Genomic DNA, 26,955 nt, shown 5'->3' on the forward strand with positions numbered 1-26,955 from the left:
ATGGAGCAGATCCTGCAATATTTCGAAACCGAGCTGGAATATATGCGGCGGGGGTTTGCCGACTTTGAAAAGAGCCACCCCCAGAAGGCAAAGGCGCTGGGGATTACCGCCGGGCGCAGCACCGATCCAAATGTACAGCGCCTTGCCGATGCGCTGGCGCTGCATGCTGCACGTCTGTCGAAGCGGCTGGATGACACGCTGCCTGAAACGGCCCTGGATCTTATGCGCATTCTTGCGCCCACGTTTCTCCTTGGTGCGCCCTCTTATGCGGCGGTGCGACTGGTCGCGACCGCAGAGGAGTTTGGCGACGCACTGGAGCTTGCCGCAGGCAGCGTCCTGCCGATTGCCGTAGACGGCGAAACCCCCTCATGCCGCTTTACGGTTGCCCGTGATGCGGCGTTAAAACCCGTTTCAGTTTCCGCAGTACGGATCGAACAAGCGCCTTTTGCCTTTGAGGTGCCCCAAGACATACGGGGCTGTGAGGCGGCGATTTGCGTTACGCTTTCACCGCTTGATGCATCACAGTCTTTGTCTGAACTGGCACCGGATCAGATTGAGCTATATGTGAATGCCCCCGGAGGCCGGAAACAGCGACTGATCGAGGTGCTGGCCGGTGATGTTATAGGACTCGGTTATGCCGCGACCGAAGGGCGCGGGGCCCATGCGACCCATGTTTTGGACAAATCGGGCTTTGGTCTCTCCATGCAGGGTGAAGATCGGACATTCTTGCCGCGTAAAGGTATGCAGGTTCCGGCGATTTCCCGGCTCAGAGATTTTCTTGCTTATCCGGACAAGGCTGCATTTTTCACCCTCAGGGATACTGACGGTGGCTTTGCAAAAGTGGCAGAGGGCGGTATAGAGCTGCGGTTTTTTATCTCAGGCGAAGGGCTGAAACAGCTGAGTGATATGGGCGTGGCGGATTTGGCCACTAATGTGGTTCCTGTTGTGAACCTCTATACCGATCATTCGCGGCCCGTGCGCTATGATTATGGCCGCCAGCAAGTACCGGTTTTACCGACAACAAGCGCCGACATGCATGTGGAAAGCCTGCAGATACGGGATCTTCGGCAATTGACCCCTGAGGGTGAACAACTTTTGCCTGCGATGACTTCCCCTCAGCGCCGTGCAGATGACGGGCTCGCAGTCTGGCAAGAGCGCTATCAGATTGGTGAGTTTAATTCCGCTCGCCGGGAAGTTAGCTTTTCTGTCAATGTAGGTCTCGGTCAAGATCCCGAACCGCTTGATTTCGTGGCCAGTCTCTATTGTTCCAATGGCAGTGCCGCCTGCGCACCGCGCCCGGGTGCACAGGTGTTTTTTGACGATGACACGTTGGCGAAATGCCCGTTTGAGCTGATTGATGAACCCACGGCACCTGTGTCGCCTGATGTTTCTGCTGCAAAACTTTGGGATGTAATGTCCATGCTGAACGGCAATTTTGCTACAATTTTTGATGCGGAGAACCCCAGTGAAGCGCTGAAAGAGGCGTTGCATCTCTGTGCGCCCTCTGGCTATGCCGATGCGGCCAATGGGATCTGGGATGTTACGGTTAGCCAGTCGATCGCGCCCGTCAGTGTTGGCAAAAACGTGCTTTTGTCGGCTGGGAGTCGGATAGAGGTTGTTCTGGACGCTGATGCGCTGCCTTATTCGCGAACGGTTTTTGCGACCGCGCTGCATTTCGTTTTTGCCGCGATGATCAGCTATGATCGCTTTTTCCAGCTGAGCGTGCGCGAAAGAGGTCGCGCGGAACCGTTCAAAGTCTTTCCCCGCCAGCATGGGAGCCAGACATGCGGGTAAAAGAGCGTGGGGCGAAGTCGCTGGTTGACATACCACTTCTACAGGCAGAGCGGTTGGGGCAGACCGTGTTTCGCGATGCATTAGAACGCGCTAAATTTGATCCGTTTCCAGATGGCAGCCGCAGTGTCGGCGCTGACGCTAGAAAGGGGAGCTTTGCCCAGAACAGCGGATCCGCTGCACCGGAGTTGTCGGGAGGGGCGCTCACCAGTTTTGACAGTGCTTTGCCGGATCACATTCAGGATGCGCTACAGTCTGGGCTGCACGCGGATGATGATGGGATGAAGGCTTTTCTGGCTTTATTTGACCGCCGTTTGATGCAGTTGGAATTGCGTGCCCGCAAGGCTTCGGTTCTGGTGGCAACGCAGGATCGCTCAGGTCAGAACGCGGCGAGCATTCTGAACCGCCTTGCACGTGCCATCAAACGCGACAATGGCGATCCGCGCTATGTTCAGCTCATGATGCCGCTTCTGTCACGGGCGCGGACGCTGGAGGGGCTGCGCGATATCGTGGCCTGGTGGATCGGTCGGGATGTTCGTGTCTCGGCAAGTTTTAACCGAATGCTGCCGATTGACTCTGATTGCCGCACCCGGTTGACGGGGTCGGGGTCGGGGTCGGGGTCGGGGTCGGGGTCGGGGTCGGGTGGCGCGCGCCATTTTGCGAATGCTCTGGGGCAGGGTGCGTTACTGGGGCGACAGGGGCAAACGCCTGTTGGTCGCATTGCCCTGTCTATCGACTGCGAAAATGACGAGGCGCTTCAGTCTCTTGCCGATGATCAATCCACTCTTAATGAACTGCGCGATATTGTGACGCAATATTTGCGTGATCCGGTCCCGGTGATTTTTTTTGCACAGATCCGCCGCGAATATCTGAAGTCTCCGGCGCTCTCTGCCAAGGCTGAAGGGGCCGCACGGCTTGGGGCTTATCATTTGTTGCAACCAGAACGCAGACCTGAGCTCAGCTCTTCTATTAAACTCGCCTAATACTTTATAAGGGAAAAAACCATTGGCCAGCTTGACCAAACTTGTCGCTCGACTGTCTCCACAGCTTCGGAACTCCCTTGAAAGTGGTGTGGGTGAAGCCATCAAACGCAAATCTGCCGCAGTGGAAAGCGCTCATTGGCTATACCACATTTTTTTTGGTGGTGACACCGAGCTGCAGAGCTTCCTTGAGGGGCAGGGCGTCAATATGAATGACCTCCAGTCCGATCTGGAAAAGGTCATGCCCATAGGGGTCGGTGAAGGGGGCAAGCAGCCGACGATTTCTGGTTCAGTCACCAAGCAGATAGAACAGGCTTGGCTCTTGGCTTCGGTCGAGCTGGGTCTGGGCCAAATCACACCTGAGGTTTTTGTTCTGGCGACGCAGCAGCCCAATGCGCTTGGTGTGCGATCTGAGACGATCACAGCGCTCAAACCCATGTCCACGGACGCGCTGCAGGCCTTCTGCGCGGAGCGGGGCAAAACTGTCGCTGCTGTGCCTTCCACGGGCGGTGGTGCCACCGCTGGCCTGGCCGCTGGGGGCGATGGCACAGCCTTGCAGAGATACACAGTGAATCTCACTCAGCTTGCCCGCGATGGAGAGCTGGATGTCGTTTTGGGTCGCACCAGTGAGGTCTCCAAAGCCGTTGATGTTCTGTTGCGCAAACGGCAGAATAATCCGATTCTTCTGGGCGCGCCCGGTGTCGGTAAAACCGCTGTTGTAGAAGGGCTTGCGCAGAAAATTGCTTCTGGCGATGTGCCCGAGCAGTTACAAGGCGCAGATCTGGTCAGCCTGGATATGGGGCTGTTGCAGGCGGGCGCCTCAGTCAAAGGTGAGTTTGAAGAGCGTCTGAAAAATGTCATCAAAGAGGTGCAAGCTTCGGAGACGCCGATCATTGTTTTTATTGATGAGGCCCACACGATGATCGGGGCAGGAGGCACCGAGGGGCAAAACGATGCGGCGAATCTGCTGAAACCAGCTCTGGCACGGGGTGAGTTTCGCACTGTTGCGGCAACCACTTTTGCGGAATACAAAAAGTATTTCGAAAAAGACCCGGCCTTGTCGCGTCGCTTCCAACCGATCAATATTGATGAGCCTGGCCGCGATGCAGCGGTGAATATTTTGCGCGCTGTCGCCGATGGTCTGAGTAAACACCATGATGTTTTTGTGCGCGAAGAGGCAATCAAAGCAGCCGTGGATCTCTCGATCCGTTTCATGCCGTCGCGTCGACTGCCGGATAAGGCGATCAGCTTGATGGACACGGCTTGTGCTCGGGTGGCCCTGTCGCAGCATTCGCGCCCGGCACAGATTGAGACGCTGGAAGAAGAGCTGCGCTTTGTTGAGGCCGAACTGGAGAAATCCGCAGCCGATGCCCGTATGTTTGGTGATCCCGAGTTTGACTCAAGCGCGCTTAATGCCGACATCACAGAGCTGAAGAGCACGCTCGCCGATCGGATCTCCATGTGGGAGGACCAGTTGGAGAAGGTCAAGCTGCGCCTTGATGCGGCGCGCGCAGCGCAGGATGCCGAGGCAGAGGCCGGTGATCCGCCATCTGTTGACGAGGACGAAGAGATTATCGTGCACCCCTGGGTCACACAGAATACTGTTGCTGAAGTGATTGCTGATTGGACGGGGGTACCGATTTCAAACCTTGGCGCCTCGGAAGCGGAACGCCTTCTAGCGCTTGAAGATACGCTGAAGGAGCGTGTCATCGGTCAGGATGCAGCAATCGAAGCTATTGCGAAATCCTTGAAAATCTCTCGCGCAGGTCTGACGGACACACGCAAACCCATTGGCGTTTTTATGATGTGCGGCCCGTCAGGAGTCGGGAAAACCGAAACTGCGCTGGCGATTGCCGATCAGTTTTTTGGTGGTGAGGATTCGATGACCACCATTAATATGACTGAGTTCAAAGAGGCTCATAAGGTTTCTATGCTGCTTGGTGCAGCGGCCGGTTATGTCGGATATGGCAAAGGTGGCGTTTTGACGGAAGCGGTGCGGCGCAAACCCTATAGTGTGCTGTTGCTGGATGAGATGGAAAAAGCTCATCGCGAAATTCAGGATGTGTTCTTCCAGATCTTTGACAAGGGATACATCAGTGATAGCGAGGGCAATGAGGTCGATTTTCGCAATACAATCATCATTATGACCTCAAATGCAGGTGGCGAGGAAATTCGCGACTTTATCGATGGATCTGACGGAATGCCCAGTCCGGGTGAGCTGAACGATCATCTGCGGCCATTGCTCTTGGATTACTTCAGCCCTGCCTTTATCGGTCGAACTGAACTGATCGCTTATCGTCCGCTTACGCCAGAAGTTGGGGCAAAGCTGACTGAGATCCACCTGAACCGAATCAAAAAGCGTATCAGCGCACAATATGGTGCGAGTTTCACCTGGGAAGACAATTTTGTCGACTATGTGGTCAAGGCCAATACTGACCCCCTGTCTGGAGGACGTGCTTTGGAAGCCATTATTAACAAAAACTTCCTGCCAAAGCTCGCGGAAGAGTGTATTAATCGCGTGATTGAAGATAAACCTTTGGAAAAAATAACCGTTGCACATAACGGCACCGAGGTAGTCTTAAGGCTGGAGTAGAACGATGCGCGTCAGAAGATGCCTGTCTCTTATGGCGGTAGCAGGTATGGGGTTTGTCCTTTCGCAGACGTCTCAGGTTTTGGCGCAGAATTCACAGGTTCTGCGTCTGGCGACGCAATCGTTGCCACCGTATCAAATGATCCAAAACGGCGAGATGACCGGAATCGCAGTTGAGCGCGTAAAATGCGCGCTTGACCGTATGAATGTACCTTATGAATTCCATATGACGGCCTGGTCCGGCGCGCAACTGGGCACTGAAATGGGCCGTTTTGACGGATTTTTTGTGGGTTCGTCCAATAAATCCCGCGCGCAATACTCTGTGCCATCCTCACCGGTCGTGTCCGAAGATCTCGCTTGGTATATGCAGCTAAGTTCAGACGTGGATCCAAACGATCAGGCAGATGCGCTGAGCGCGCGTTACAGTGCGAAATTCGCCACCTCCAAATGGCGCTATTTGCAATCCAATGGCTACAATGTGATCATGCGACCGCGGGATGCCGCTTCTCTTCTTAATATGTTGGTCGTGGGTGATATCGATGTTGCCCTGGAATATGAGTTGATCTTTTCGCATTTCATGGAAGAACGCGGGCTCAGTGAAGAGCAGTTTCGCAAAATCCCGTTCCGTCGTCAGGACATGCGCGTGCATTTTTCCAAGGATTATGTGAATGCCAACCCGCTATTTCTAAGGCGCTTTGACAATATGATCCAGCTTTGTCGAGACATTGCCGAATGACCCTGAGCATACAGCTGATCCAAATCCCCGAAGCCGAAACCGTGCCAAAGCGCGAGTTTTACTTGGATGGTTCTAAGGTTGATATCGGCCGGGATTTTGCCGCCGATATCTGTCTGCCGGACATGTCTGAACAGATGTCGCGCAGGCATATTCAACTGATGCGCCTGCCAGACGGTGGCTATACTGTGACAGATCTGAGCACCAATGGTGCAAAGTTGAATGGTAAGGATCTGCCATCTGGCGAGGCACATGGGCTCAATGATGGCGATGTGATTGGCATTCTCGGGTATCGTCTTTTGGTTAGTCTTATCGCCAAAAGCGGTAAAGTGGTTGAAACCGCCGACGATCTGATGGCCGGTGACCCCTTTGAAACCACGACCGATTTTTCGGCTAAGGAACTGCTGATCGCCAATGCCGAGATTGAGACCTATGAAAATGAGCCTAAACGGGGGTTTTCTGACACGGTCAAGGATCTCGATGAGGACCTGATGTTTGACCCGTTTGCCGAAGGGCCTGAATTGCGCGAACCGGTTGAACCGAAACGTCATTTCCAGCAAACTCCGATGTCTGAGGCAGAGACCGCCGAAAATGTCGAGGTTATGAGACTGCCCCGTACTTTGCCCAGTACGACACAGATCGATGCGCTCCTGCGGGGGCAGCATTATCAAGAAAACGCATTGGAAGCAGTAGAGCGCGCCTTGGAACGTTTTCTGGATGAAGTAGATCCCAACATTTTAGAGGATGACTACAAACTGTTTATCCCTCCACTGATGCGGCGAAAGAAACGGTTCTGGGCCATTCATCGCCGACAGTTTGCCAAGAAAAAAGCCAGCGGAGAGTTCAAGCGCTCTTTCTTGGCGTTATTTGCCGAGGAAATGCGGAAACAATGAAGAATGCTCTCGGCTCTAGGCAGCGTGCCTGTCTTCTCAGCGCCACAGCTTGTGTTGGCCTGCTCATATCCTGTGGCGCACCAGAAGTTGAACCCGTTCCAGTGAATAAGACGCTGAGTGTTCAGGCTGGTCAGAATGTGAACCAATACAATAATGCATCCAACCCTACGGTGGTGCGCATTTATCAGCTCAGCAGCCGCAGTGAATTTGAAGCAGCCACCTTCTGGGACATCTTTCACAAGACATCACCGGATCTGGCTGGTGCCGTTCTGGACGAACGCAGCCTGTCGCCGCTTTATCCAAATGAAACACGTCTCGTTGCCTTTGATCTGGTGCCCGATGTGTTCTATCTGGGTGCTTTTGCCGAATTTGCGGACTATGAGACACAGCAGTTTCGCAGCGTTGTCCCCATTGATGTGGAAACGCTGGACGAGGGAGTGACGATTTCCGTGACAACCTCGGGTGTTTCGATTCAATATCGCAATGCAACCGAAGACGAAGTTGCAGCAACGCAGCCGGTTAAGAAAAAAGGCTTCTTTGGCCGTATGCTTTCCGGGGCTGGCAAGTTGTTTGGAGGCGGAGAATGACCAAAGGATCAGTCGTCTGGAGCGAAGGCATGTTCATCGCCCCGCAGCATTTTCAACATCTGGATGTGTCGGTGCAGACCTATGTGAACGAAGTTGCACAGCTTGATCTCAGTACTGGCGATTTCGGTGTGAGCGCGCTTGAGCTGAACGCGGACGCGCAAAAAATAGGGAAGTTTTCTGTACGTGAAGCTGCAGGAGTATTCCCAGACCGTCTATTTTTTCGCCTGAGCAAAGAGTTGTTGATAGACATCCCAGATGGGTTGGTGGATGAAACCGTGCATCTCGCAGTGCCGCTTGCGATTAAGGGCACTGCTCAGTTCGGCAGTGAAACTGGCTTGGCGCGTATGCTAAAATACCGCTCTGAGCTGCAAGATTTGAATGATCCCACGAATGAACCGGTCGAGACGGAAATGGCTGATGTGGGGGCCTGTCTTTTGCTTGATAAGATGGATTTCTCCGGCTATGCGACGATCCCGATCGCACGAATTCTCGAGAAAACGGCCGAAGGCCAGGTGGTACTGGACCGATCTTTCTTGCCGCAGTGCCTGCGCATGTCAGCAGCGCCTGTTTTACAGGAACGGTTGGCCGAGATTGTTTCGCTGTCGCGGGTCCGGGCCAGCAATGCGGCTGGTCGTGTCGCTACGCAGAGTGATACGCGGAGTTATGCAAGCCTGATGAGCGAGCGGTTGGAGTTACAGGTTCTGAACAAATGGCTTTTGGTACTGCAAAACGCCCAGGCTGAAGGCATGATGAGCCCGCGCAACCTGTATCTGAGCCTTGCCAGCATGTCGGTAGAGCTGGATGCCATTCTGGGCAAGGCCACGAGTGAAAACATGATGTTTGATGCAGCCCGTCAGGCGACATCTTTTGATCGATTGTGGAGTGATCTGCGCAGCAAGCTGACGCTTGAAAAACCGGCCAGTGTTGTGGCGCTCAGCTGGAACAGTGAGCTATTTGAAAAACGTCGTGTGTTGCGTCTGGTGATCCCGCCGCGGCTCCTGAAAGAAAATCGGCGGCTTGTTCTGGCACTGAGTGGCAGCGAAGAAGCGCCGGCACTTTTAGATCTGGCACCGCTTGCCTGTAAACTGGCGGGTCTTTCGGCGATGCCTGAACTGGTCTCACGCGGACTAACTGGTGTCGAACTTACATCATTGCCGGTTCCCCCGTCGGAGCTGCGCAGCCGATCCGACGCAGCTTTCTTCACGATCAATACAAGCAGTGAACACTGGCAAAGTTATCTGGGCAAACGCGAAGCGCTGGCGCTGCATGTGGATGACCGCATTCAACGCGTTGACGCAACGCTCTATCTGATCGATTAAGCATGATGCAACGCGGCTCGGATACTCCTACCATCACACTGACCCCGAAAGGGGTTTCGGTAGGGGGAGGTGCGCGCCTAGCAGAAGTCTCCAGCAGTGATCTTCAGACGCTTGACCGGACGCTGAGCCATTATAAGGGTTCCCAAAATACGCTTATCAATGCGTCTGCTGATTTGTTGGCCGTTTGCGCTACTATACCGCGAATGAACCCGGGAGCGGACTTGAACCCAACTCGTTTGGAGTTATCGCGTGCTATCATTGACCTGAAATATCGTGTCGCTCAACTGGATTACCCACCGGCCGTTGCTGAAAATCTCTGCCTGCTGTTTGCTATTGCGCTGGATGAATTTGTTCTGGTTAGCAAGTGGGGACGCGAAAGCGGTTGGGAGAACCGCACGTTAGTCGCGGATCTTTTTGGGTTCCGTGATGGCGGCGACAGGTTTTATCACATTGCGGATCGTGCGCTGATGCAGCCCAAGGCGCTGCGAGAGTTTCTGGAAATCATCTATATTTTTCTGAAGCTTGGTTATCGCGGAAAATACAGCAAAAGCAGTGAACATGAACGCGACCGACTGATTGATCGACTGGAGACGGCCATGAATCTGGTCCCGGTTGAACGTGACATCACCCTAATGGGCCGCCCGATCACAACCAGCCAAGCACTCGGCAGCCATATGCGGGCCTCGCGCAAGATTGGCCTTGCTGTCACCTGTATTGTGATGGTCTTTGTTCTGGTCTGGGGCTGGCGCTACCAATTGGCCGAAACCACCTATTCCAAATTCGAAAGATTACGGACTGCCGCAGAGAATGAAACTGCCGTAGATTTCGTTTTCTCTAGCGAAACCGGCATCCTATCAACGGCAACAAGAGAATGAACCGATTGCGCCTGATAAAAATCGGATTGTTGGTGTTGTCCCTTGTGTTGACGCTGCAGTTCTCCTTTCTGCTCTGGCACTGGCTCAGTGGTGTTGCCTTTCAGCTTGGGCATTTTATCTGGCTTGGGATCAGCGCCTTTGTGACTTTGCTGGCGATCACGTTGACACTCGTTTTTCGCAAGAAAATCTGGGTGCATGATCCACAGGCCGAACATGCCAAAGTCCTGACGCAATCCGCTAAGGCACAGTTCCGTCAGGCCCGACAGCGGGCCAAAGCGATTGACAAGTCCCCGAATAATACCCCCTGGTACCTGTTTCTTGCCATGCAGAAGGAAGACAGTGCTACCGTTATGGCAGAGCTGGGCTATGTTGTGTTTGGCAATCCAGTGTCCGATAAAGGGCTGACCTTTACCACCTGGACCTCACCCACAGCGGTCGCCTACCGGGTGGAGATCGAAGCAGGCGCGGATCTGTCCTTTGACCTACTGAATACGGTATTGCGTCTTTTGTTTAAGGAGCGCCCAAGCCTCGCGGTCAACGCGGCCTATGTCGAATATGAGCTGGCCAGCCTGATGCAGACCACATCTGTGGAAACGGCGAATGCTGCGACGGTGAACCGGATCTTGAACGTTGTAGTTGAAAACTTTGGCATTGATGTACCCGTTCACGTTCTCTTGAGCGGTCTCAATCATCTACCTGACCTGGCCCGTGCGGCGCTTTTGACGGGGCATCTGGGCGAAGATGTGATTTTTGGGGGCTTTCTGCCCAACGAAGGTGCGGATGTAACGACCCGCATCGACACATTGTTTGCGCAGTTGATCGAAAGCTTCAATGCAGCGCAGTTGCAGGCCTTGCAAAAACAGCTTTTACCGGAGTTCAGCTCCGCGCTTTTGAATGCGCCGTTCCAGCTGGCTTTGTTGCAAACCCAATTGCGCAGCCGCATGACAGGGCTGACGCGCGCGCTGCCGCCACGGCAAAAAACTCTAAATTTGCAGAGTATCGTGTTTATTGGCGCGCGTGATGGTATGGCCGCGGTGGATCCACTGTGTCAGGTGACCGGACAGCGGTTTTTCGTCAATGCGCCAACGCTTGCCACCCAGGCCGAAGACCATCTCAACAGCGTTACGATGGAAAATGCGGGCTTGGCTGCTGCTGCCTACCATAAAGAAGGCTTCCGTGTTGCACCCAACCGCCGTTACAGCCTTCAACAATCGCTGAATGCAAGCTTGTGGACGCTTGCTCTGGCCGGGCTAGTGGGGCTGTTCAGCCTTACGGTCTGGGCACATTCCAAAGCTTACAGCCGGGTAAATACCCAGATGGAAGCAACGTTTGAAGCCTACTTTTCCTCTATCGGTGGCGTACCAACTGATTCTGATTTTTTGGTTGAACGCGTGTTGAAACTGCAACCCCTGCGCGAAGGGCTGATGGCCTATGAACCATTAGATCAACGCTTCTATCACCGCTGGCTGCCGAACCCGTCCATGGAGGGTATTTACCGCGAGCTTTATCACAACGAGCTAGTCAATGGGCTGCAAACCTCGCTGGTGTCCTTTCTCGAAAAGGATATTTTCGCCTTTAACAGTGTGGGCGACGGGGTGGAGCTGATCCTGCTGGCCTCAACCGAGGCGCAACTCTTTGCGGACCAGAAGAAATATAAACCCGAGTTGATTTCCTATTTTGCCGGTGGTCTGGCCGCAGAGGGCGAAGTGTCTGGTGCGTTCCAGGACACTTTGCGCGCAACATTGGACGATCTCTTCTCTCTCAATCAGCCGCCGGCAACCCGCAATGAGGATTTGCGCGCTGTGGTGACAAATACACTTCTTGGTTTGGACACTGCAGATCTGCTTTATGCGTCTTTGATGCGACGCACAGATTATGCTGAACGTTTAGATCTACGTCAGATGATCGGTCCGCGTTTCTTTGAGGTGTTTGATTCTATTGGCGATCCTGAGATCTACCTGGTGCCGCGCGGCTATACCCGGGTCGGATTTGATCAGCTGTTTACCAATGGTGAGATGCCAGAGCTGTTGGAGATGATTGCAAGCTATGAGGCCGTGATCGGAGAAACAGACAATGCGGTTGAAAATGCAATAATCCGGCGCGTGGCGCAGAATTACACAGCTGACTATATTGCCCGCTGGAATGCTTTTGTCTCTGCGTTGCGTCTACGCGATGCGGCTGACTGGGCTGATGCGCAGATCCTGATGCAGGCCTTGACCAGCCCCGCAGAGAATCCGGTTGATCAGCTGGTTGAGATGCTGGCATCCAATACCGACATCAAGATTTACCTACCAAAATCTGTTGCTACGGCAGAGGAGGGCGCTGAGGCATCGCCTGCAGAACCACAGCTTGCGTCGGCCGCCCATAGTCCCGAGGCCGCCACTGCCTTTAATATCAGAACGGCGTTCAGAACCTATCTGGACGCATTGCGGGCCGATGCAGACAAACAAAGCCAGTTTGATCTCTTCCTCGCCTATGCGCGCGACGTCAACCTGTGGCTAGATGAAGCCGCTTCAGCAACAAACGGGGCAGGGGCCTATCTGTTTGAGCAGTTTAAAAACGGGGACGCAAAAAACCCGCTGGCTGTGCTGAATGCTTTTGTGATCCGCTCCGAGCTGGAGATCATCCGTAACTTTGGTCTCAGCATCGTTAACACGCTTGACGAACGGGCGATGCAGTATGTCTATGATTTTATTGATGCACAGTGGCAGCAGCAGATTCTCGCGACCTTTGGCGCGGGGCTAACGCAATCTTTCCCATTCAATTCCGGCAGTGATCGCGATTTCCCACTGACAGAGTTTACTGATTTATTCGGGGCGGAAGGCGCGCTGCCCATGTTTGAGCAGACGTACCTCACCCCATTTCAAGCACAGAGTGGGGCTTATGTACCTCGCCCGACCTTCCTTTTGACTGGCAACGCCGATTTGGCACCATCGGCAAAAACAGCTTTTGAACGGTTTCGCCGGATTTCCAGTACGCTTTTTGTTGATGGCGCGCCGTTCCTTGAATTTGGTCTGCGCACGGGATTTATGTCTAATGGCTTTAGTCGGCTTGTGGTGTCCTCCGGTGTAACGCTGCATCAGTTTCGCCATGGCCCCATTGTCTGGGATGAGCAGACATGGCCGGTCTCCGGCGTTCAAGACAACGATCTGACACTGCGAATTTTCAACCGCTCCCGTGCCGTGATGAACCAAACGTTTCAGGGACCCTGGTCTTGGTTCCATCTATCCGAAGAAGGTTCGGTTGCGTTGAACCCCTCTCTGGGACTTGCGGAAAGCGTTTATGATCTTGAAAGCGGGACGGCGGCGCTGCAGTTCAATGCACAACAGCGCTATAACCCGTTTAGTCCGGGCTTTTTCTCCGGGTTCGACATTCCGCAGTCTCTGTTTCAGGTGAACGCGCTTCCCTATGACACTGAACCGGATGAAGACCCCGAAGAGGCCAGCCCGTCAGACAGTATTCTTGACGCATGGCTGCGCCGCGACGCCGAAGTCGAGGCGATGTTGATTTCAGCGCGTGGTCAGTCGCTGAGCCCGGAAATCCGTGTCTCAATTCAGGAGCGGATGAAGGCAGAAGGGTTTTATGAAGGCCCGATTGACGGAATTATCGGCCCGGAAACGCGCTTTGCCTTACAGAACTGGCGCGCAAGTCAGATTTAAGTAGTTGCTTCGGGCGAACTAACATTCTCCCCTGCGGTTTATTTAATGACAGATCGGGGTAAGATCTGTCACCGTTCTTGAATTCAAAGCATTGCTGTGCTGAGTGAACATTATGATTTGGTACCAATTGGGTTAATAAAACTGGCTTGTTTTGAAACCGCATCTCGCAAGCTGCCGGTTTGCGAGGTGAGTTTGAGGTGATTTCTCAACGAATTCCCAATCTTTATGGCGACAAAGAGTTCTCTTCCTGTTGGAGGGGGCGCTTCCGACTAGGGACGGAATAGTACGCTAGCGTAAGATCGATACTAATGTAGAGACGGCTTGCTCGGACAGGCGATAAGATAGTCTCGAAATGCAAGATACCTTTTGATATAAGCCGACTTCGTTTCGTAGATGTGTAGGTGATGGGTGTAGGCTCCCAAACCGTTCACCTTTCGAAAACAAGGCCTTCTATCAATGTCATATGCTTCCATCACTGCGTATCCAATCCCCATGAAAGCATCACTCCGTGCGTCCAGAGCCGTTGGGTCAGATACAACTCCAAGCAGGTCAATGATTGGCTTCGCAAGAATGCTACCGGTGTGACGCAGTTCAATGTCAAGCGCGTCCCTGATCACTAAAACCTCGCTCGCAAAGGCGTTTTTCTATTCTGGATTGTGTGGAACAACTTAATCAACCATAGCCGAAAATTCGCAATTTAAGAGCGTGACGGCAAGCGTCTGTAAGGCGAGGGTGTTCTGAGAAGAATACCGTATCACCTAACTGAACCGCCCCGGTTTTACGGGCAACTGTCGCGTTCGTCTTTCAAGTCGCGATTTTGTCTGATCCCAAGGGTTGTTGGTACCGTTCCTCTGCTTCGATTGGCGTGATATCGTCGAGCAGCTGCAACAGAGCCCTATCAAAACATACCATCGAAACTTCAAAATTTGAATCGCAACTGCTTTTCAGAAATGAGGTTGCTCAACCGGGAGGTTTTAAGCTGCCGCAATGAGCAATGAAAAATATTGCCTCAACGAAGAGATTTAAATTGAAACAGCCTTCATTGAGAAGGCTATTCCAGTAATTCTATAACAATTAGCGATGGTCAAAGCGATCCAACATCATCACCTTAGTCCAAGCGTCTACGAAATCTGAGACAAACTGATCTTCGCCACTGTTATACGCATAAACTTCAGCCACGGCACGTAGCTCCGCATTGGATCCGAATATCAAATCGACTTCGGTTGCTGTCCATTTTTGAGCACCGCTCGTGCGATCTGTACCCGTAAAGAAACCATCTTGTTCTTTTGTCCACTCGGTAGACAGGTCAAGAAGATTTGTAAAGAAATCAGAACTCAGAGTGCCAGGACGGTCCGTAAATACGCCGTGTTTTGCGTTATCAGAGTTAGCATCAAGGACGCGCATGCCTGCAACCAGAACTGTCATCTCAGGCACCGTTAAGGTGAGCATATCAGCCCGATCAATTAACATCTTAGCAGGTGAGAGACGTGCTTGGTCGCTGTAATAATTTCTGAAACCATCTGCAGCTGGACGCAAAAATTCAAATGCAATCGTATCTGTCTGCTCCTGTGTTGCATCAACGCGGCCTGGATGAAATGGAACAGTGATGACATGACCGGCCGCTTTTGCAGCATCCTCAATTGCGACAGCTCCGCCTAAGACAATCAGATCTGCTAAAGATACATCTCGCGTTCCTGTGTTGAACTTCGCCTGAATGGCCTCCAACTCCTCAAGGACAGAGCTGAGAACAGCTGGGTCGTTGACCTTCCAGTCTTTCTGAGGAGCCAAACGCAGGCGTGCCCCATTTGCACCTCCGCGCAGATCCGTGTCGCGAAATGTAACTGCAGAAGCCCAAGCCGTCCGTACAAGATCAGAACCTGGGATCTTCGCATTGCGAATTTCAGCTTTCAGCGCAGCGATATCGTTGGAATTAATTCCTTCGCTTTCGGCGGCAGGCAGTGGATCTTGCCACAACAGATCTTCATCTGGGACCTCAGATCCAAGGTAGCGCGCTTTGGGGCCCATATCGCGATGTGTCAGCTTGAACCACGCACGTGCGAAAGCATCATTCATATAATCAGGATCATCATAGAATTTTGCTGTCACTTTCCCGTATTCCGGGTCAAATCGCATCGCCAGGTCGGTTGTTAGCATAATCGGCGCGTGTAGTACGTCCGGATCAAAAGCGTCAGGCACAAATTTCAGTTCATCATCTGTAGGAATCCATTGGATTGCACCTGCTGGACTCTTTGTCTTCTTCCACTCAAAGTTGTAAAGGTTATCAACAAAGTTGTTGCTCCAAGTCACCGGTGTTGCAGTCCATGCACCCTCCAAACCGCTGGTGACCGCGTCAGGCCCATGACCGGCTCCACATTTGTTTTTCCAGCCAAGCCCCTGTGCCTCTACCCCCTCCGCAGCGGGTTCTGCTCCAACACATTCTTCAGGTTTGTGAGCCCCATGAGCTTTACCAAGGGTGTGTCCGCCCACAATCAACGCGGCTGTTTCTTCATCATTCATGCCCATTCTGCCGAATGTGACACGAATATCTTTAGCTGAGGCCAAGATATCTGGATTACCTTCAGGGCCTTGAGGGTTAACGTAAATCAACCCAAGCTCTGCTGCGGCAAGCGGTTCCTCCAGTTCCCGGTCTCCGGAATACCGTTTGTCAGAGGTTAAGAATTTTGTTTCTGGGCCCCAATAAACAAGTTCGGGCTCCCATGCATCGATACGTCCGCCTGCGAAGCCAAAAGTTTCAAAACCAGAATTTTCCAGTGCCACATTCCCGGCGAGCACAATCAGGTCCGACCACGAGATTGCGTGACCATACTTTTGCTTCACTGGCCATAAAAGCCGACGTGCTTTGTCCAGATTGCCGTTATCAGGCCAACTGTTCAACGGTTCAAATCTAGTTTGTCCGCCATTTGCCCCACCTCGACCATCGCCCGATCTATAGGTTCCAGCACTATGCCACGCCATACGAATAAACAGACCAGCGTAGTTGCCATAATCTGCGGGCCACCAGTCTTGCGATGTGGTCAATACATTCTCGATATCTGCTTTTACAGATTCTAAATCTAAGCTTAAAAAAGCGTCCGCATAGTCAAATTGATCACCGATCGGATCCGCATCATAGCCATTCTGGCGCAAGCGAGACAAGTCAACTTGCTGGGGCCACCAAAAGTCATTCTTGCGTATGTCTCTAGTATTTTCGGGAGAAATACCGGGCGATGTCGCATGTGCAGCGACACCAATCAAGGCAGTTGTAGTTGTTAAAATTAAGCATTTTAGGCAAAGACGCATATTATCCTCTTAGATTTAAAGTCTAATTAAATATACATCCTAAAATTGTTAAAATTTGAAATCACGAAAGATAACACATTTGTGTAACTACTTGAATTTATGGTCAAGAGTGATCGCTTTCCGGTGAGGATCAATTTCTGATCCACATCACGCTGTTAGCCAGCGAAGATCAGACATAGCCACCGCTCATTTCTTTGAACCGCAAAACACGCTACCGGACAGAAATCGATGGGTCCTGACCCTAAGACAGCGGATGTCACAATTACGGGAGGAATGCGCACAGGATCTTGTCGCATGTGAACTAGTAATGCTTGACTGGTAATTTTCCGACCATATCAGCCCTCTTTGAACGTGTCATGTTACAGGAATAAAAATCCAGTTAACGCAAAAGTCCCTTTGTTGGGCTCCCGCTGGATGGAAAGTTGCCGACGCGCAAGCAACTGAATTTATTAATGCCGGTTAAAGCAATGCGCGAATTTTCTGGAGCGTTGCTACATTCACAGCCACCCCTTCTTTTGCCGCTTGCGTCCGCTTTGTACCACGTCCATCACCTGGAACACGCACACCATTTTGGGCGCGCACAGCTTTCGTCAGTGTCGCTAGCTGAGCTTCAAAAGCACCACCTGATGTTGCCACCGGATCAATAGCAATAAAGAACTGACCTGTTTTGGGAGGACCACCTTTTGTACCTGAGAATGGACTTGCATCTTTTCCAAGTGTTGCACCGGACATCGCGGCTGCCATCATTTCCACCATCAAAGCAATACCAACACCTTTATAACCCCCCGATGGAACCATAGATCCTTTCAGCCCCGCAGTTGGGTCTGTCGTCGGGTTGCCTTCTGCGTCCAGAACCCAGCCTTCGGGGACAGGTTTGCCTTCTCGAGTGTGTTTCATCACTTCACTTTTGGCGATAGTAGACGCTGATTGGTCTATAAGCACTTCAGCCTGCCCCCTAGGTCCAGGAGCTGAAATTGAAAACGGGTTCGTCCCCACAACCGGTTTCGCACCACCGGTCGGTGCAATTGAGGCTGGTGCATTTGTGAAACCAATGCCCATCAGACCTGCCTGTGCCAAACGTTGCGTGTGAACCCCAAGCACGCCACAGTTGTAAGAGTTTTTGATCGCCAAAACTGCGACACCTTGCTCTTTGGCGGCAGGGATCAACTGTTCAAATCCAACTTCAATTGCGGAATGGGCAAACCCAGTTGCTGCGTCAACCTGAACCACCGATGATTTTGGCAGCGTCAGAATGGGTTTTGCATGACCGTCAACCTTACCGCATTGCACGTGTTCAGCGTAGATAGGAATATATGCCAAGCCATGAGACGCCACGCCGTCCGCTTCGGTCATTGCGGTGGCTTTCGCCAAGGGGGCTGCATTTTCGGGTGACGTGCCGGCGGCGATAAGCGCGTCATATGACAGCTGTTCTATTTCAGCCAAAGTTAGGGTTTCGGTTGCAGTCATGTACAGTCCCGTTTCATTTTGCTTTGATTAGTCATTGTCGTTCAAGCCGGCTCCAGCCCCCCGCAACCGAGAGGCATCGGTTGCGGGGGCGTATGTGCGCTGCGCAAATGCGCCAAGTCGTTCCCAGCAACGGGCGCTGACATGGGCTCGCATCACTGGTTTCGTCGGCGTCATCATCTGCGCTGGAGCAGAGCACCTTACTATGGATGTCTGCGCGGCCAAGACACCTTCTTTGTCACCCTGCACACAAAGCTGTTTGCCATCGGTGGTTAGGCGTACCTGGTCCCACTCCAAGGCAACAGCTTTACCCAAACGCAGCGCGGCACCTGAGGCAAAAGGTACAATCAACAGAGGCTGGGTCACGTGCTCTATTGTGATTGTCTGCCCTTCCTGCATTCGTATCGCGCAGTCAGACATAGTGGCACCAGAAATCAATGGGCTCATGCGACCGGCAGGTGCCTGCCAGAGGCCGTTTAAGCTGGTGGGTGAAAAATCAATCGCAGGCAGGCGATCATTTAGCTCAAGCAGGTCCGCCAATAGATCAGGCCCCGGATAGCCATACCCGGCGAGCCACCGCGTACCTTTTGCGGCCTCTTCCGCCAGCCCCCAAGATAGGCCCGCACCGCGTGCGGCCCGCTTGCTCATCGCCTCAATTTCATTCAGAGAATGGCTCATGAGTTAAACCTCGCTGCCTTCGGGGTAGATCCAAAAGTCCGCATCACGGGATTGTATTTCATCTGGAAATGGCGCGTTTGCGTACATACAGATCCGGACCCAACGATCGGAACGAGGATCAAAATGTATGGCACCGAAGAAAGCCAACTTGCACCGAAGCATATCAATTGGGAGTACGTCTTTGGAGATGGTGTTGTCCCTAATTTCCGCAAAGGGTGCACGCCCCACGATCTGAGCGCGACGAATAATATGCCTGTGCTCTGGGTGGCGTAGCAGGAATTCGGCGACAGAGGTGTTCATGGGCCAATGCGCCATAGCCTGATTTAAAATTGCCGCATCTAACCCCGGAGCAAGCGGTTGCTCATAGTCTTCAATTGGCTCTTCAAAACGTTCGCCAAGGCGCGGCTCCAATTTTTCTTCGGACACATACCATGCACGTGCTTTGTTATCCGGTTCTTGCCAGTCCGTATCCAAAGCCCAGCCATAAGCGTCTTTTAAGATGTCGCGCAGTCCGCCAAGTGTCATGGCACCGGCGATGCGGAAAGTTGGCGTATTATCCGCAGCCATATTATCCGCAAGATCGTCGACTAAATGGCCGTATGGTTCAAGAAGAAGGGAGGCGAGCCATTCTTGTGCATCAAGGCCAAGGTTGTCTTGTGCCCAAAGAAAAACAGGGTCCCATGGGGTGTCTAAGGTTAAATCAACAGACGGCAAATGGGACGAAAGCTTTTTCAAATCGGCACGCAAGCGTGCAAGTTTCTCAAGCTGAATGGGATGTTCCGAATGCCAAGTTTCGACCGATTGCACACTGCGCGCAAATAGCTCTTTGAAGGTGGCAACCTCCCGCGCGGTAGCTGTTTCAACGCTACGCACACGCGCGATTGCTGTTTCGCGAGCGGTAATCCAGTTGCTGAACAGCACAGGATGATTCAGCAAAAACGGTGCCATACCGAGACCGGTTGAATTACCAATTCCCATGGTTCGGGCAACCCCCGGATCAAGCGTAGCGGCAGTTTTCCCCATAGATGCTGCACGGGTGTTGGCCATATGTTGAACAAGATCACGCACAAAAGCGCGTGTCAGAAACACCGAGAGCATCTCAACCTGAAACGGAGTTGCGAACTCGGGGCGATCAGCAATCATTTCGCGATCAGCCGCCCCCAGTTTACCAGAGCCATATACCGCAGTTGTCCGCATAAGATAGCCAACAGCGTCGATCTTATCCTGATCCGGTTGTTGACCATCGGCAAGCGACGACACCACGTGCTCCCATAAGCGAACAGAGCGATTGGCGCGGGATACCGACAGTTCAGCGCCAGTGACGCGACCTGCTTCCTGTAGCGGAACGTTTTTTGAAAGACGCTCGATATCCTCGGATGTGGGAACTCCGTCGAATAATGTGAACGTGCAATCCCATGCTTCCGCGATCACGCGGTCAGAACGTTTTTCGGCGGGCAGGTCATGTGCAAAAGCAACAAGAGAATACGTGCGTTCTGGACCATGCGCTGATAAAACTGCTTGACCAACGCCGCTGTCATTAATGTCAAATACAGGACGATCAAAAGTCCAGCCTTCGCGTGCCATTCGGCGAACCAGAATACGCATAAATGACAGACGCGATTGATGCAGAGATCCAAGACGTGCAAGGCGCATAACCTGTGCAGGATCACGTAATGGAACCTTTGTGGTTTGCATGTCTGCTAGGGTCATCCTGTCTTCCTCGGAAATGGGCAACCGGGCAAAAATTGCCCGGCTATTAGGATTATTGTTTGCTGCCTTTTTGCAGTGTGATGCGCAAAGCATCCCACAAGGAGGGCAATAAGATCAGCGACACTGGAACCGCTGTCACCACGATAAAGCTTTGTAGTTTGGATACGCCGCCAGAACCGATAGAGATTAGGATGATCGCCATCAAACCCATCGCGATACCCCAAAAGACGCGTAAGCCAGCCGGTGGGTTGTCACCGTTGGACATGGTCGCAGCAATAACGTAGCTCATGGAGTCCCCGGTTGTAGCCACAAAGATTGTGGTCAAGATGAGGAACAGGATGGATACGAGGAAGCCCATTGGCAGATTTCCAGTGATCGCCAAAAGCGCGGCTGGCAGGTTAAAGCCTTCAAACGCAGTAGAAATTGTGCCTGGTTCCGCCAATTCCATCGCAATGCCAGTGCCGCCAATAATTGTGAACCAGAAGTTCGTCACGATTGGCGCCACGATGGACAGCATAATGATGATAGCTCGGATGGAACGTCCACGCGAAATCCGCGCGATAAACATCGCCATCAACGGACCGTATCCCATGAACCAGCCCCAAAAGAACACTGTCCACCAACCCAGCCAACCTGGATCGCCGAACACACCGGCTTCGCCACGATAGAGCGCCATCTGGAAAAAATTTCCGATATATGTGGCAAAACCCGAAAAGAAAGAACCAAAGATAAAGCCCGTTGGACCTGCCAGCAAAACGAACACCAGTAGCACAGCCGCGAGGATAACGTTGATACGGGACAAAACCTGAATACCGCGGGACAGGCCCGTCATCGCAGAAATTGTATAAATCGCAACAAGGCCCAGGATCACCAGCGCCTGAGTGAAGAATACGTCGGGGATGCCAAAGAGTTCAGACAGACCATAACTAACCTGCAAACCCAGAAAACCAATGGGACCGACCGTGCCCGCAACAACGGCAATGATGGAAGACGCATCTGCGATCAAGCCAATTGGTCCGTTGATCGCCTTGTCACCAAAGACTGGATAAAGCAAAGTGCGCGGGGCCAATGGCAAGCCCTTTTCGTAATGATAATGCATCAGCATGACCGTCGTTAGTGAACCAAGAATAGCCCAGGCCAAGAAACCCCAATGCATGAAACTTTGCGCAATCGCGCCATTTACAGCTGCTTCGGTTGCACCTTCCGCGCCATAAAGCGGTGGAGAGTACAGGAAATGAGCGATTGGCTCACCTGCGGCCCAGAAAACACCCCCACCAGCCAAAAGCGTACACATGATCATCGCACCCCACTGGAAGGTGGTGAATTCTGGTACGCTTAACCCTCCCATAATGGCTTTGCCACCTGGCAGCACACAGAGCACAATACCGATAAGAAAGGTTCCAAGGAGAAGCACCTGCCAATAAAGGCCGAAGTATGTTGCAGAGACTTTAAAACCCCAATCGACAATAGCATTCAGCGTATCAATGCTGACCAAAGCTAGAATGCCGAAGAGGGCAATAAATCCCCCCGAAATATAAAAGAGCGGCTTTTGAACCCGTCTCTCTTGCGTGAGAGTTTGGTCTGTCATGGTTATCTCCCTGATAACGGAAACGGCCCCGAGAAATTTGGTGCTATCTTGCGTAGCTCACGAGGCAGGCGTGAAGTTTTCGGCGTAAAAGTTGTACCAATTGCGCCCCATGATTCCGGCAACTTCTTCTTCCGAGAAGCCAACAGCTTTCAGACCGTTTTCTATGTTTCCAAAGTCACGATTGTCGCGGAACCAGTTGGGCATTTCTGGGAAGCCCGGGGCACTGGCAGAGCCTTCGCCATAGTCAATTTCTTTCGTCCAGCGTCCGACACGCATCCATTCTACGATGGTATCGGGCTGATCCTGACAAAGATCTGTCCCAATCCCTAAATTACATGTACCGAACTTGTCCGCCGTACGGGCGATCATTTCACAGAAGCTTTCCAGCGTGCAGTCCGATTTGTCTTTCAGATGATGCGGATAGACTGAAAAACCAAGCATGCCGCCATTATCAGTCACGGCGCGGATCACATCGTCTTTCTTGTTACGCAGCGCCGGAGCCCAAGAGTACGGGTTGGCATGTGTTATAGCAATTGGGCGTTCAGAAATCTCCGCCGCCTCAATCGTAGACCGATCTGCTGAATGGCTCATATCTACAACTAGGCCCACACGGTTCATCTCTTTGATGACGTGCTTGCCCATACGGGTGATGCCGATGTCTTCGGCCTCATAACAGCCTGTCGCCAACAAGGACTGATTGTTGTAAGTCAGCTGCATAAATCGTGCACCAAGGGTATGCACAATTTCCACCAGACCAATGTCATCTTCGATCGGGCTTGGATTTTGAAAACCAAAGAAGATCGCCGTGCGGCCTGTTTTGCGGGCGGCATCGATGTCTGCCGCCCACTGCCCCTTCATGATCAGGTCAGGGTATTGTTCAAACCAACGGTTCCACTTTTCAAAGTTCAAAACCGTTTCACGAAAATTTTCATGGTAGGCGATAGTGACGTGGATTGCATCCACGCCGCCTTCGCGCAGTTGTCGAAAGATTTTCTCTGACCAATTGGCGTATTGAAGGTTATCAATCCGCATTAGAAAGGCGAACCGCTAGAGATATAGGCGGTTTTCACGGTTGTATAAAATTCAGCCGCTGCCTTGCCCTGCTCACGTGGACCGTAAGAGCTATCGCCACGCCCTCCGAATGGCACATGGTAATCGGTGCCTGCGGTGGGCAAGTTGACCATGACACAGCCTGTTTGTGCATTACGGCGGAAGTGATTTGCACGCGCCAAGGATTTGGTCACGATACCAGAGGTCAAACCAAAATTCGTATCGTTCACAACAGATAGAGCCTCGTCGTAGCCGCTAACTTTGATCACGGCTGCCAGCGGCGCAAACATTTCTTCACGGTTGATACGCATGTCATTGGTTGTGCCAATAAAAATGCCTGGGTTCATGTAATAACCCTGATGCGGCATCTCTAGACGTTGGCCACCACAGAGCAGCTCTGCACCCTCAGATTTCCCAAGATCAACATAGGCAAGGTTTTCATTCAGCTGCTGCTCAGTCACGACAGGACCGATTTGTGTTCCAGCTTCCAAAGCATGGCCCACTTTCATCGCCTTTGCGCCAGCAACCAGTTTGGAAACAAATTCATCGTGAACGGCCGAATGTACAACCAATCGAGAGGAAGCTGTACACTTTTGACCGGTGCCGCCGAAGGCGCCACCCAGTGCCAAGCTAACGGCCAGATCAATGTCCGCGTCATCCATAACAGCCAGGGCGTTCTTGGACCCCATTTCCATCTGAACTTTTGTTAAATTTTGGATGGCTGCGCTTGCAATCCCTTTACCCACAGGAACCGAGCCAGTGAACGAAATCGCATCCACTTTGGAGCTTTCGACAAGGCGTTGTCCAATTTCACGGCCTGCGCCCATAACCAAGCTGAACAACCCTTTTGGAATGTCTTGGCGTTCGATAATTTCAGTGAGGGCCACGGCAGACGCAGGAGTCGCGTTTGCAGGTTTCCAGACAACGGCGTTTCCGTAGCAAAGCGCTGGCGCTATTTTCCAAGACGCTGTGGCTGTCGGGAAGTTCCAAGGGCTGATAATTGCAACCGTACCTACTGCTTCTCGGCGCACATCGATTTCGATCCCCTCGCGCACCGAGTCAGCATTCTCACCAATTTGACGCAGCGTTTCAGCGGCATAGTAGGTGAAAAACTGACCAGCGCGATAAACTTCACCTTTTCCTTCTGCCAGAGGCTTACCTTCTTCGCGAGATAGTAGTGTGCCAAGCTCTTCAGCACGCGCCATCATTTCGTTGCCGATCGCCATCAAAACATTGTACTTGCGCTCGATCCCATAAGCCGCCCATTCAGCTTGCGCAATTTTGGCTTGGTCAAGTGTCGCGTCCAGCTGATCAGATGACGCCTGTGCAAACATTCCTACCAAATCGGAAAGGTCGGATGGATTTCTGTTCTCAATCTCATCAACACCTACTGTCCAGGAGCCTGCGATAAGGTTCAATTTGGTTTCGGTCATCTGGGGTCGTCTCCGCTGTGTTGTGCGTGCAAGTGCGAGACTATATGGACACTCGATAAAAATTCAGTCAAACTTAAATAAATGAATTTAATTTCAGGAATTCTGAATTATGGCGCTCAAAATTGAAATGCTTCGTTGTTTTGCCGCTGTCGCACGGACAGGCAAGCTTTCAGAAGCTGCACATCAGCTGAACCGGACGCCATCGGCTGTTTCTATGATGTTAAAGCAACTCGAAGAACACCTTGGAGAGCCTCTTTTCAAAACCGATCGCAAGAACCGACTGACGGCTTTGGGCAGTTTTGTCTTGGAACAGGCCGAAAGAGAGCTTTACCAATTTGACCAAACGATTCACGCTATCGAAAGCTTTGCAAATGCCCGCCATGGGCGTGTACGCGTAGCCGCTGTTCCATCTGTTGCTGCCACTGTTTTACCCCGCGCAATCACTAAGTTTATCAATAATTTCCCAGGTGTAGAGATCGAATTGCGAGACATGGACTCTACGACGATCTTGCACGAACTTTCGCGTAGCAGACTGGATATCGGAATTGCATCCGCTGATCTAAGCAGTGGAGCACTCCATTGCGAAGAGCTGCTTTCAGATAGGTTTGGATTGATCTGCGCAGCCAATCATCCGCTGATAAAAGAAGAGCCAAATCTAACATGGGATATGATCGCGCAATACAAGTTCATAGCTAACAACCTATCTCGTTTGGTGACAGACCCAGCCTTTCAGCGGTTGCACGCGGAGGCTCTTTTAAGCGTCCATAACATCACATCTTTATTGGCGATGGTGCGCGCTGATCTTGGTGTAACAATTCTTCCGGAGATGACTCTCAAGACGGTCGAAAACAATGATTTTGCATTTTTAACACTGCCTGATTCTCCCCCACCGCGCCGAATTCATATGTTGCGGAATGCAGATTCGCCGGCCTCTCCTGCGGCAAGAGAACTGGAGAAACAAATTTTTGAAACAATTTCCGAAATGCAGACAGAGAACCAATTCTGACCGATATCACGACAGTAGAGTTTTTACTTTCATGGGGCCAGAATGACCTATTTAACCTAGGCAGTTTTGTCGTATCACGTCGCAACCCTATGGGCACTCTTCAACCTGTTGAACTGACACAACCGATGATCCATGCCGAGCCGCACTTTGCAGGTTTTGCGCAGTCGAAGTCATAACTTATGAATGCCAGACAAAGTAAGAGTTGTTTTCCAAAGAGCGGATGACCATATCTCCGAACGTGGCAAGCATCATCAAATATTCAAGGAATATCCATGCTACTTGATACCCCCACCTGCGATTTTGGTTGGAAAGCCCCCGATTTCACCCTGCGCGACCCCTATGGCACATCCTTTACAATGTTAGACAATCTGGGAGCGAAAGGCCTGATGATTGCTTTCATCTGCAATCACTGTCCATACGTTCAAACCATTGGGGATCGTTTAGCGCAGGATGCCAGGACCCTTATGGCCGAAGGCATTAATGTCGTTGCCATTATGTCAAACGACTACCGGTATGTCCCTCAGGACAATCCTGAAAATATGAAGCTGTTTGCCAAGAAATTTAATTTTCCATTTTTGTATCTTATTGACCAAAATCAGGCTGTTGGAAAAGCCTATGGCGCCGTTTGCACCCCGGATTTCTTTGGTTTGAACAAAGAGGGCGCGTTGCAATACCGTGGCCGTCTGGACGACGCGGCACGAGGCACTCCCAAGAACCGTGTCCCAGAGCTGGTGAATGCCGCGCGTATGATTGCTGAAACTGGAAAGGGCCCAGAAGGCCAAACGCCCAGCATAGGGTGCTCAATCAAATGGAGTGGTTCGTAGAAAGCCCGCTCTAAGATTGATCCATGCCGCTCGTAAGATAGAGCTGGATCCATTCAAGATTAGGGTTGATCATCTTAGTAGGGGAAAACCTGATGACATCGGATATTCAGACCACGGACACTGTTGATGCAATTCTTGAGTTGTCTTCAGACATACGGTATGTCGCGGTGCGACTTGATGGCAATCTTTCGATGAAACAGCGGGACGGTCTAAGTGATGCATCTGCTTCAGAAAGTGACCACTACGAAGAAATATTGGTCAACCCAACGCTGCTCACCCTCGCGGCTGCGCGTGGAAATATTGATTGTGGCGGTTTGAAGTTCTTGGTTGTCGGGTATGGTAACTTCCAGCAGCTTGTTGTCCCCGTTCCAAACGGGCACGCCTCTGTTTGTGTTCCCTACGGAGTTGAATGCACATCATTTGTCAGCGCAATATACCGTTTGTGCTGTGCCGCATCCACTTAAGGGCCTTCAAT

At 52.0% G+C, this 26,955-nt stretch carries 19 protein-coding genes and 1 pseudogene; 12 read left to right on the forward strand and 8 right to left on the reverse strand.

Going from position 1 to position 26,955, the window contains the following annotated elements; genetic code table 11:
- From BLP79_RS08225 to BLP79_RS08265, 9 genes are read left to right on the forward strand one after another with little or no spacing between them, the layout of a single operon-like run.
- Complete coding sequence (locus tag BLP79_RS08225; protein WP_090218006.1) at positions 1–1,794, forward strand: type VI secretion system baseplate subunit TssF; 1,794 nt, start codon at positions 1–3, stop codon at positions 1,792–1,794.
- Positions 1,785–2,774 carry a type VI secretion system baseplate subunit TssG gene (locus BLP79_RS08230; RefSeq protein WP_090218007.1) on the forward strand — a complete coding sequence of 330 codons (990 nt, stop codon included), beginning with the start codon at positions 1,785–1,787 and terminating at the stop codon, positions 2,772–2,774. The genes BLP79_RS08225 and BLP79_RS08230 overlap by 10 nt, the downstream gene beginning before the upstream one ends.
- 22 nt (positions 2,775–2,796) lie before the next feature.
- Positions 2,797–5,364 carry a type VI secretion system ATPase TssH gene (gene tssH, locus BLP79_RS08235; RefSeq protein WP_090218008.1) on the forward strand — a complete coding sequence of 856 codons (2,568 nt, stop codon included), beginning with the start codon at positions 2,797–2,799 and terminating at the stop codon, positions 5,362–5,364.
- Positions 5,365–5,368: 4 nt separating this feature from the next.
- Positions 5,369–6,097, forward strand: a complete 729-nt coding sequence (locus tag BLP79_RS08240; protein ID WP_090218010.1) for a substrate-binding periplasmic protein — start codon at positions 5,369–5,371, stop codon at positions 6,095–6,097.
- A complete protein-coding gene (locus tag BLP79_RS08245) occupies positions 6,094–6,987 on the forward strand; it encodes an FHA domain-containing protein (RefSeq protein WP_090218012.1) in 894 nt (297 codons plus the stop codon). The genes BLP79_RS08240 and BLP79_RS08245 overlap by 4 nt, the downstream gene beginning before the upstream one ends.
- Positions 6,984–7,574, forward strand: a complete 591-nt coding sequence (gene tssJ, locus BLP79_RS08250; protein WP_090218014.1) for a type VI secretion system lipoprotein TssJ — start codon at positions 6,984–6,986, stop codon at positions 7,572–7,574. Before BLP79_RS08245 ends, tssJ begins: the two co-directional genes overlap by 4 nt.
- Complete coding sequence (gene tssK, locus BLP79_RS08255; protein WP_090218015.1) at positions 7,571–8,893, forward strand: type VI secretion system baseplate subunit TssK; 1,323 nt, start codon at positions 7,571–7,573, stop codon at positions 8,891–8,893. The genes tssJ and tssK overlap by 4 nt, the downstream gene beginning before the upstream one ends.
- Before the next feature lie 5 nt (positions 8,894–8,898).
- Positions 8,899–9,768 (forward strand): type IVB secretion system protein IcmH/DotU, encoded by an 870-nt coding sequence (icmH, locus tag BLP79_RS08260; RefSeq protein ID WP_232716416.1) that lies wholly within the window; start codon positions 8,899–8,901, stop codon positions 9,766–9,768.
- Complete coding sequence (locus BLP79_RS08265) at positions 9,765–13,427, forward strand: ImcF-related family protein (RefSeq protein WP_090218018.1); 3,663 nt, start codon at positions 9,765–9,767, stop codon at positions 13,425–13,427. Before icmH ends, BLP79_RS08265 begins: the two co-directional genes overlap by 4 nt.
- 305 nt (positions 13,428–13,732) lie before the next feature.
- Here the strand turns inward: BLP79_RS08265 and BLP79_RS20245 are convergent.
- The 8 genes and pseudogenes from BLP79_RS20245 to BLP79_RS08305 all read right to left on the reverse strand — a co-directional run.
- A pseudogene (locus BLP79_RS20245) lies at positions 13,733–14,056 on the reverse strand (GrpB family protein); the annotation flags it as partial.
- Positions 14,057–14,501: 445 nt separating this feature from the next.
- The gene (katG, locus tag BLP79_RS08275) at positions 14,502–16,727 is read right to left on the reverse strand and encodes a catalase/peroxidase HPI (protein WP_090218021.1); all 2,226 of its coding nucleotides are present in this window, start codon (positions 16,725–16,727) and stop codon (positions 14,502–14,504) included.
- 459 nt (positions 16,728–17,186) lie between these two features.
- Complete coding sequence (locus BLP79_RS08280) at positions 17,187–18,194, reverse strand: Ldh family oxidoreductase (protein WP_090218023.1); 1,008 nt, start codon at positions 18,192–18,194, stop codon at positions 17,187–17,189.
- Between the two features lie 27 nt (positions 18,195–18,221).
- On the reverse strand, positions 18,222–18,869 hold the full coding sequence (locus tag BLP79_RS08285) for a DUF3726 domain-containing protein (protein ID WP_090218025.1): 648 nt from the start codon (positions 18,867–18,869) through the stop codon (positions 18,222–18,224).
- Positions 18,870–18,872: 3 nt separating this feature from the next.
- Entirely contained in the window at positions 18,873–20,579 is a 1,707-nt protein-coding gene (locus BLP79_RS08290; protein WP_090218026.1) for a hypothetical protein, read from the reverse strand.
- A gap of 52 nt (positions 20,580–20,631) precedes the next feature.
- The gene (locus BLP79_RS08295) at positions 20,632–22,167 is read right to left on the reverse strand and encodes a BCCT family transporter (protein WP_090218029.1); all 1,536 of its coding nucleotides are present in this window, start codon (positions 22,165–22,167) and stop codon (positions 20,632–20,634) included.
- Positions 22,168–22,224: 57 nt separating this feature from the next.
- A complete protein-coding gene (locus BLP79_RS08300; RefSeq protein ID WP_090218031.1) occupies positions 22,225–23,199 on the reverse strand; it encodes a membrane dipeptidase in 975 nt (324 codons plus the stop codon).
- Positions 23,199–24,650: an aldehyde dehydrogenase family protein gene (locus BLP79_RS08305; RefSeq protein WP_090218033.1), complete on the reverse strand. Its 1,452-nt coding sequence runs from the start codon at positions 24,648–24,650 to the stop codon at positions 23,199–23,201. The genes BLP79_RS08300 and BLP79_RS08305 overlap by 1 nt, the downstream gene beginning before the upstream one ends.
- Before the next feature lie 127 nt (positions 24,651–24,777).
- Between BLP79_RS08305 and BLP79_RS08310 the strand changes: the two genes are divergently transcribed.
- The 3 genes from BLP79_RS08310 to BLP79_RS08320 all read left to right on the forward strand — a co-directional run bounded on the left by BLP79_RS08310 (position 24,778) and on the right by BLP79_RS08320 (position 26,944).
- The gene (locus BLP79_RS08310) at positions 24,778–25,656 is read left to right on the forward strand and encodes a LysR family transcriptional regulator (protein WP_232716418.1); all 879 of its coding nucleotides are present in this window, start codon (positions 24,778–24,780) and stop codon (positions 25,654–25,656) included.
- A 272-nt stretch (positions 25,657–25,928) separates the two neighbouring features.
- Complete coding sequence (locus BLP79_RS08315) at positions 25,929–26,480, forward strand: thioredoxin family protein (protein WP_090218036.1); 552 nt, start codon at positions 25,929–25,931, stop codon at positions 26,478–26,480.
- Positions 26,481–26,572: 92 nt separating this feature from the next.
- Positions 26,573–26,944 carry a hypothetical protein gene (locus tag BLP79_RS08320; protein ID WP_090218037.1) on the forward strand — a complete coding sequence of 124 codons (372 nt, stop codon included), beginning with the start codon at positions 26,573–26,575 and terminating at the stop codon, positions 26,942–26,944.
- The last annotated feature ends 11 nt before the right edge of the window (positions 26,945–26,955 follow it).

Source organism: Epibacterium ulvae, from assembly GCF_900102795.1.
GTDB lineage: Bacteria > Pseudomonadota > Alphaproteobacteria > Rhodobacterales > Rhodobacteraceae > Epibacterium > Epibacterium ulvae.

Excerpts from the sequence above, each read along its gene's own strand:
- tssJ (WP_090218014.1), top strand. The coding sequence starts at position 6,984 with ATGAAGAATGCTCTCGGCTCTAGGCAGCGTGCCTGTCTTCTCAGCGCC.
- BLP79_RS08310 (WP_232716418.1), top strand. The coding sequence starts at position 24,778 with ATGCTTCGTTGTTTTGCCGCTGTCGCACGGACAGGCAAGCTTTCAGAA.
- BLP79_RS08280 (WP_090218023.1), bottom strand. The coding sequence starts at position 18,194 with ATGACTGCAACCGAAACCCTAACTTTGGCTGAAATAGAACAGCTGTCA.
- BLP79_RS08300 (WP_090218031.1), bottom strand. The coding sequence starts at position 23,199 with ATGCGGATTGATAACCTTCAATACGCCAATTGGTCAGAGAAAATCTTT.
- BLP79_RS08320 (WP_090218037.1), top strand. The coding sequence starts at position 26,573 with ATGACATCGGATATTCAGACCACGGACACTGTTGATGCAATTCTTGAG.
- BLP79_RS08305 (WP_090218033.1), bottom strand. The coding sequence starts at position 24,650 with ATGACCGAAACCAAATTGAACCTTATCGCAGGCTCCTGGACAGTAGGT.
- icmH (WP_232716416.1), top strand. The coding sequence starts at position 8,899 with ATGCAACGCGGCTCGGATACTCCTACCATCACACTGACCCCGAAAGGG.
- BLP79_RS08225 (WP_090218006.1), top strand. The coding sequence starts at position 1 with ATGGAGCAGATCCTGCAATATTTCGAAACCGAGCTGGAATATATGCGG.
- BLP79_RS08295 (WP_090218029.1), bottom strand. The coding sequence starts at position 22,167 with ATGACAGACCAAACTCTCACGCAAGAGAGACGGGTTCAAAAGCCGCTC.
- tssK (WP_090218015.1), top strand. The coding sequence starts at position 7,571 with ATGACCAAAGGATCAGTCGTCTGGAGCGAAGGCATGTTCATCGCCCCG.
- BLP79_RS08315 (WP_090218036.1), top strand. The coding sequence starts at position 25,929 with ATGCTACTTGATACCCCCACCTGCGATTTTGGTTGGAAAGCCCCCGAT.
- BLP79_RS08230 (WP_090218007.1), top strand. The coding sequence starts at position 1,785 with ATGCGGGTAAAAGAGCGTGGGGCGAAGTCGCTGGTTGACATACCACTT.
- BLP79_RS08245 (WP_090218012.1), top strand. The coding sequence starts at position 6,094 with ATGACCCTGAGCATACAGCTGATCCAAATCCCCGAAGCCGAAACCGTG.
- BLP79_RS08265 (WP_090218018.1), top strand. The coding sequence starts at position 9,765 with ATGAACCGATTGCGCCTGATAAAAATCGGATTGTTGGTGTTGTCCCTT.
- katG (WP_090218021.1), bottom strand. The coding sequence starts at position 16,727 with ATGCGTCTTTGCCTAAAATGCTTAATTTTAACAACTACAACTGCCTTG.
- BLP79_RS08285 (WP_090218025.1), bottom strand. The coding sequence starts at position 18,869 with ATGAGCCATTCTCTGAATGAAATTGAGGCGATGAGCAAGCGGGCCGCA.
- BLP79_RS08240 (WP_090218010.1), top strand. The coding sequence starts at position 5,369 with ATGCGCGTCAGAAGATGCCTGTCTCTTATGGCGGTAGCAGGTATGGGG.
- BLP79_RS08290 (WP_090218026.1), bottom strand. The coding sequence starts at position 20,579 with ATGACCCTAGCAGACATGCAAACCACAAAGGTTCCATTACGTGATCCT.